The 6,689-nt window shown below is 61.7% G+C and carries 8 protein-coding genes; all 8 read right to left on the bottom strand.

The window, feature by feature from the left end; all coding sequences use genetic code 11:
- Positions 1-308: 308 nt before the first annotated feature.
- On the bottom strand, positions 309-986 hold the full coding sequence (locus AC1RUR_RS38260; RefSeq protein WP_492853321.1) for a flavin reductase family protein: 678 nt from the start codon (positions 984-986) through the stop codon (positions 309-311).
- A gap of 4 nt (positions 987-990) precedes the next feature.
- Positions 991-1,794, bottom strand: coding sequence for a GntR family transcriptional regulator (locus AC1RUR_RS38255; RefSeq protein ID WP_492853320.1), 804 nt, complete (start codon positions 1,792-1,794; stop codon positions 991-993).
- Entirely contained in the window at positions 1,779-2,243 is a 465-nt protein-coding gene (locus tag AC1RUR_RS38250; RefSeq protein WP_492853319.1) for a nucleoside deaminase, read from the bottom strand. The genes AC1RUR_RS38255 and AC1RUR_RS38250 overlap by 16 nt, the downstream gene beginning before the upstream one ends.
- Positions 2,244-2,271: 28 nt before the next feature.
- Positions 2,272-3,366: an ABC transporter ATP-binding protein gene (locus AC1RUR_RS38245; protein ID WP_492853318.1), complete on the bottom strand. Its 1,095-nt coding sequence runs from the start codon at positions 3,364-3,366 to the stop codon at positions 2,272-2,274.
- A gap of 21 nt (positions 3,367-3,387) precedes the next feature.
- On the bottom strand, positions 3,388-4,176 hold the full coding sequence (locus AC1RUR_RS38240; RefSeq protein WP_492853317.1) for an ABC transporter permease: 789 nt from the start codon (positions 4,174-4,176) through the stop codon (positions 3,388-3,390).
- Between the two features lie 13 nt (positions 4,177-4,189).
- Positions 4,190-5,131: an ABC transporter permease gene (locus tag AC1RUR_RS38235; protein ID WP_492853315.1), complete on the bottom strand. Its 942-nt coding sequence runs from the start codon at positions 5,129-5,131 to the stop codon at positions 4,190-4,192.
- 29 nt (positions 5,132-5,160) lie between these two features.
- Positions 5,161-6,294, bottom strand: a complete 1,134-nt coding sequence (locus AC1RUR_RS38230; protein ID WP_492853313.1) for an ABC transporter substrate-binding protein — start codon at positions 6,292-6,294, stop codon at positions 5,161-5,163.
- Positions 6,295-6,399: 105 nt separating this feature from the next.
- Positions 6,400-6,689 (bottom strand): hypothetical protein (locus AC1RUR_RS38225; RefSeq protein ID WP_492853312.1); only part of this gene is annotated, 290 nt, incomplete at its 5' end.

The following is a 6,689-nucleotide window of genomic DNA, read 5'->3' as shown; positions in this document are numbered from 1 at the left end:
AAGGATCTCATCCATGACCCCAGGCTGATCACAGCCTATCTCGGCGGACACTAGAGCGAGCCGGGATCGCACCCGGCGGGCCGCACGACAAGATCATCGAAAACAACCCCATGCACAGTAGCGGGTGACAGCGATGTCAATGGCTTAGTCACAGCCTTACGGATTTTACGAAATACGCTTGACCCGTCGGGCAAAACAGTGGCATGATGTCATCGTCGAACATGGCGCCCCGGCGGCGAACGGAATGCCTTTCATGCGGACCTCGCCGAACTTTGTCAACCGCAGAAATGCCCTTGAATTGCACAGGCTTACTGCGCCTTGGAGGCCATCCAATCCTCGAGTGCGGGCGTCGGCATATCGAAGCGGTCCCGAATGGTGCTGCACGTTGAACCGCCCAGGCGCGCGATGGCATCCAACTTCGCAGGATCAACGCGTAGCTGGCCGGCATCGACCACATCGTTGTGATAGTGCGCGCACAATATCTCGCCGAGGATGATCTGGCGCGACCGCCCGATTTCCAGGGTCGTGTGCCGACGGCATTCGAAAGCTGCCGGCGCCTCGGCGATGTAAGGTGCTGCAATTGTTTTGCCCGGTAGAGGCGTCAAGCCTGCTTCGGAAAGCTCATCGGTCCCGAGCGGAAAGCCGATCGCGCACACGTGCATGGCTTCGGCGATCGCCCGACTGACGATGTTGACGGTGAATACCTCGGTCAGCCTGATATTCGCCGCCGTGTCCTTGAATGACATGTCGGGCTTGTTTTCGACGCCGAGCGCCAGGATGGGCGGATCGTGCGAGAGGCAGTTGAAGAATGAAAAGGGAGCCGCGTTGATGCGGCCGTGCGGATCCACGGTCGTGACCAGGGCAATCGGGCGCGGGACGATGGTGCCGATCATCAGCTTGTAGCGTTCACGCGGCGACAGCTTTCGGAAGTCGAAAACCGTCGTATTCGGTTGCTGGTCCGTTGGCGAAGGAGCGAAGGTGTTCATGATTCTAGTCTCTCAAGCGTGCGGCATAGGGGGCCAGAACGCCCCGAAGGCCGTCGCGAACGATCGGCGTTTCAGAAAATGCGCGGTCAGCAACCGTCGACAGATGGTCGTCCATGAGCTTACCAGCCTTTGCGGCTGATCCGTCGACGAGCGCTCCGACGATCGCCTCATGCTCGGCGACGCCCCCCTCGGCCGAGTGCGGCATCGAATAGATGGCCAGCACCAGCGAACAGCGGCAAACGACCTCGTTGACGTAGCGTGCAAGCACATTGTTTCCCGTCAGGCAGGCAAGTGTCGTGTGGAATTCGCCGGCGAGGCGAATGGCTTCCTTGGGATCGCGGCGAACGGCGCTCTTTTCCCGCGCCAGCACGCTTCGAAGCTGCGCCACGTCCTTGCTCTTCAGCTTGCCCGCAAGCGTATCGGTCACCAAGCGTTCGAGGCTGCGACGGACAACGAAAGTGTGCCGCCCTTCTTCCGGCGACGGGTTCGCGACGAATGCGCCGCGATTGGGCTTCAACTCGACGATCCCTTCAACCGCAAGACGTCCGAGCGCCTCGCGGGCGATCGTGCGGCTTGTACCGAACGTCGCACCAATCTGATCTTCCGGAAGTCTGGCGCCCGGCTGTAGTCGCTGTTCGAGGATGGCCTGTCGAAGCGCCTCGTGAACGGATTCGGTGCGGGATTTCAGCCTTTCGGCATTGCTCTCGTCGAAGAGCCGGTCGACCGGCGGCCCCTTGCCTTTCGCGGTCGGATCATTGACGGATCTTGCGGGCTGGCTGCGTGGCGATCGGCTCATTGGGAAGCCCACTCCTTCAGAATTGCAACCGCTTCGTCGGCGCGGTGCTGTTCGGCCGGCATGCGGCGGGCCTCGACCATGGTTCCTGCCTCGCTGCGCAGGAGATCGACGTCGATCGGGTGACGTTTCGACCTTGGTACGTGCGTGAACGCCTCACCGGCCTGATCCATGCCTGCCGCATAGTAGAGCCTGGAAATACCGGTCACGACGAGCGTGGCAACGCACATCGCGCATGGTTCGCACGACGAGTAGAGATCGCAACCCGACAGGTCGACCGTCCGCAGGCGGCGGCACGCGTCGCGGATGGCTTCGACCTCGCCATGCGAGGTGGGGTCGTGATTGACCTTCGAGTGGTTCAGTCCCTCGCCGACGATCTCGCCGTTCCTGACCACCACGGCGCCGAACGGTTCCGTGCCGGGCATCGTCAACGCGGCTCGCGACAGCGCGATGGCGCGTTGCATGAATTTATCGTTGTACATGACCTTCTCCTCAAGCGGCTTCCGGCAGCAACCAGGCGTGACGGGGATCCCATCCTAGATTGACGCGGCGGCCCGGAGCGAGACCGAGCGCCTCTATCTCGTGCTGCTGCTTCTGCGCGCGCATCTCTCCCGATCCGGCAACCTCGACGAACACGGTCTGCGTCGACCCGACGAATTCCATTCCGATCACCGTCCCCGCAACTGCCGGTTGCCCCGGCGCGGCCCCATTTTCGACGGATGTTAATTCGATTCGGTCCGCCGCCACGACAAAGCTCGCCGGGGCGCCCACCGGCAAGACCTGCGGCGTCGGGACCGTGAATTTTCCGAGCGCGCCGTCGATGGTCAGATTGGCCCCGTCGCTGGCGGCCACCTCCCCCCTGAACAGATTGTTCATGCCGATGAAATCCGCGACGAACGGGTTTCGCGGCTCACGATAGATGTCCTGGGGCTTGCCGGCTTGCTGGATCCGGCCCTCGCTCATGATCACGATGCGATCGGCGAGCGCAAACGCTTCCGATTGCGCATGAGTGACGTAGACAAAGGTGATGCCCAACTCCTTGTGCAACCGCGACAGCACGGTCTGCATGCGCACGCGCAGATGAGCATCCAACGCCGACAGCGGCTCGTCCAGCAGCAGCACGGATGGCTGGGTCACAAGCGCCCGGGCAAGCGCGACGCGCTGCCGCTGGCCGCCCGAGAGCTGTGCGATGTTGCGATCGGCCATTCCTCCGAGGCCGAGCCGCTCCAACCACTCGCGCGCCCGCTCGCGCCGCTGTCTCGGACCGTTCCCTTTCATTCGCAGCGGAAACTCCACATTCTCCACGACCGAAAGGAACGGAAACAGCGCAAGGCTCTGCCAGACCATCGGCGTGTCCCGCTGAAACGCAGGCACGCCCCGCATGCTGCGGCCGCCGATCAGGATATCGCCGCCGGTCGGCTCGTCCAGTCCGGCGAGCATGCGCAGTGTCGTCGATTTGCCGCAGCCCGAGGGACCCATGATGGCGATGAACTCGCCAGGGGCGATGTCGAGGTCGAGACTCTTGACCGCGTGATGATCCGGGTAGCGTTTGTCGAGCTTCTGAATGGAAATGTAGGGTTCGGTCATGGGACGATCTCCGGTTCCAGGCTAGCGCTGTCCGCTGGCCTTCAGATTGACGAAGCGTTGGGCGAGCAGCACCAGTGTCACGCTGATGACGAGAACGACGGTGCCGACGGCATTGATCTTCGGGTTCACCTGGCCTTGCAGCAGATTGAGGATGCGGACGGACAGCGTCTCGTGAACGCCGCCGACAAACCACGCGATCATGTATTCGTCGAAAGAGATGGCGGCCGTCAGGAACAGGGACGCGATGATCGCCGGCTTGCAGAACGGGACGACAACGTTCAACACGGCGACGACGGGCGATGCCCCGAGATTCCACGCGGCGGACTCCAGCTCGCTGCCGAGTTCGCCAAGACGCAAGCGGATGATCGCCATCGCGAATGACGTCGCGATCGCAACGTGACAGATCACGATCGAATAAAGCTCGCCGAACAGTCCGATGCGCGACAGGAAGGCGAGCATCGCCATGCCGAGGATGGTGGCCGGCACGGCGGGCGGTATCGCCACCAGCATGGCGAACTGCGACTTGCCACGGAACTTGTAGCGATAGTCGATATACGCCGCCATGAAGCCGAGCGCTGTGGACAGCACGGCGGAGGCGACCGCCACGATCAGGCTGTTTCGGAACGCATCGACGATCATGGGGTCGGCCAGCACCGCCTTGTGCCATTCGAGGCTGAAGCCGCCCCACGGTATCGTCGGGAAGCGGTTGGCGTCGAACGAGAACACGATGATGATGAGCATCGGGCTCGCGATGAACAGGAACAGACCGAGCAGGAAGGCATATTGGCAAAGACGCGAAACACGGGTCATGGCTGTTCCTCGTTCACGAGCGGGACATGCGTCGCCGGATCGATCGGCCGATCCGCGCCTCGCCGACGAGCCGGCTCATTCCGAGCGCGACGGCCAGGATGGCGAGCATTGCGACACCGATGACGGACGCGCGCGGCCACTGAGCGCCGGACTTCACGGTGTCGACGATGAGGATGGAAAGAGTTGGCGGCTTGCTGCCGGTCATGAACAACGGACTGATGTAGTCCCCGAACGACAGCAGAAAGGCCGTCGAACCCGCGAGCACGAGCGCGGGCCGGATCGCCGGCAGGATGACGTGCATGATCACACGGATGCGCCTGCATCCGAGATTCTCGGCAGCTTCGATCAACGTCCGGTCGAGGCCCGCGAGCGCGAAGACGAGGATGAGCACGACGATCGGCAACGTCAGCGTCAGCATGCCGACCTGCATCGAGAAAGCGCCGCCAAGCAACTCCAGCGGATTTCCGCCCGCCTTGACGATGAGGCTGTTGGCAATGCCCTTCGGGCTCAGCATGATCTGCCAGGCGTAGATGCGCAGCAGGTAACTGGAGAAGATCGGCACGATCAGGAACGCGACGGCGAGATCGCGCAAGCGCGCCGGGAGACGGAACGATATCGTGTAGGCCACGGGAAACGCGATCGCGAGCGCCAGGATCGAGGTCGTGATCGAGACGGTCAGCGTATGGGTCAACGCGCGATAGAATACGGTCGACCCGAGGATACGCGACCAATTGTCCATCACGAACGCCGGTTCGAGCCGGAACGAGCGCACCTGCCAGAACGTGACGACGATCAGAAACAGCAGCGGCGCGGCGAAGAACACGACCTGCCAGACAAGCACGGGCAAGCCAAGCGCGGTCGGAAGCACGGCGGGCGACGCCGCCGTGCGGGGACGCAGGATAGAGCCGAATCGACCGAGTACGGCAGGTGTCGCGGTTAGTGCATCTTTGCTCATGACGTGACGGCTCCGATGAAGGCCTGTAGCTACATGCTCTTGAATTCGCTCCAGACCTCGTTCCAGTCGTCGATCGGTTGCTGTTGCGGCAGCTTGCGATAGGCGATCCGGCCGGCCTTGTATTCGTCCATGACGTTGGGCCCGGTCAGCGTCATGCGCAGGATCTCGGCCTCTTTCGGCTTCTGCTCGTTGAGGAGCTTCCAGCCCGCCATCGACGGAATCGACTTCTTGTTGTCGACCTTGGTCGCCATGCGCACCTGCCCCTCGGGCGAGGTCGTCCACTGGATGAACTTTCGCGCCAGGTCGCGCTTCGGGCTTCCCTTCACGATCGACAACGACTCGGTCCATTGGAGGCCGCCCTCCTTTGGAATCGCCGTGTCGACCGGAACGCCGTTCAGGCGCAGCCCCAGTGTGATCCATTCGCCGATGCCCGGAATGAGCTGGGCTCGGCCGTTGGTGAGCGACGAAAAGATGTCGGCGATGGTGTAGAAGCCGGAGGCCTGCGGCTTCAGAGAATAGAGCTTCCTCTTCAGCGCCTCGAATTTCGCCTTGTCGATGTCGAACGGATCCCGGCTGTTGCCGAGAGACTGGCTGAGAGCACCCATCGACGTCAGATACCAGTCGAAGAAACCGACCTTGCCCTTGGCCTTGGCGCTCGATAGCGCGTCGTAGGACGCCACTTCATCTTTGGTGAAAGTGTTGGTGTTGTAGGACAGGCCGAGGTAACCAAAGTCGGTCATCACGCCATAGAGCTTGTCGTCGAACCAGTGCAGCGGAAATTTCTGGAATTCCGGCCAGAAGTCGTTGATCGGATAATCGGCCGGATCGAGCGGCTCGATGAAATCCGCCTTGTGCAGCAAATGCATGTATTCGGCATCCGCCAGCACCACGTCGAACGATCCGGGCGGCGATTGATTGATGACGGCGAGCATCTGGTCGCCGCCCACATACTCCTTGATGCGGACCTTGACGTTGTTGGCCTTCTCGAACGGTTCGATGAGGTACGGATCGGCGTTACCCGGCCACGACAAATAATTCAGCACCTGCGGGTCCTGGGCGCTGGCCGATGACCATCGCGATGACACGGCGAGCGCTGCGGCGCCGGCCATCCCGCTCAGGAAGCTTCGGCGACTGAGATCGATCGAAAGCGGATTGCGTAACATGGGGATCATCCTCGCTGCTGGATCGTATGCGATCTGTGCGTGCGATTTTAGGGTAGCAACATCCATGCCAAGGCGATCGACAAGAAAAACGCAATGATTTCAGCATCAAAGGATTTTCGCGAGGCCTGATTTTGGAAGCTCACTACCCAAATACTGTGCAATCGCATGCAAAATAAGCGCAAAATCGCATACGATCATGATTGCGCCGGCACGCGGGAATGCGTGAAGCAGGTCGCTGAAATCATGGGCGGCAAACGGAATGTCGGGAGGAGCCAACCGGTGAACTGACGTTCGCTTCCGGACCAACTCGGCTCCCGGCGCAGCGACGAGCGGGTTCAAGAGGCCTATCTCGGAGGCGTCGCGTGAGCCAGATGTTTTCCATGACAGACGTGACC

The organism is Bradyrhizobium sp. GW821-FHT12B03 (assembly GCF_058807535.1).
Note: the sequence above shows the minus strand (reverse complement) of the source record. Positions and strands in the feature narration are given on the sequence as shown.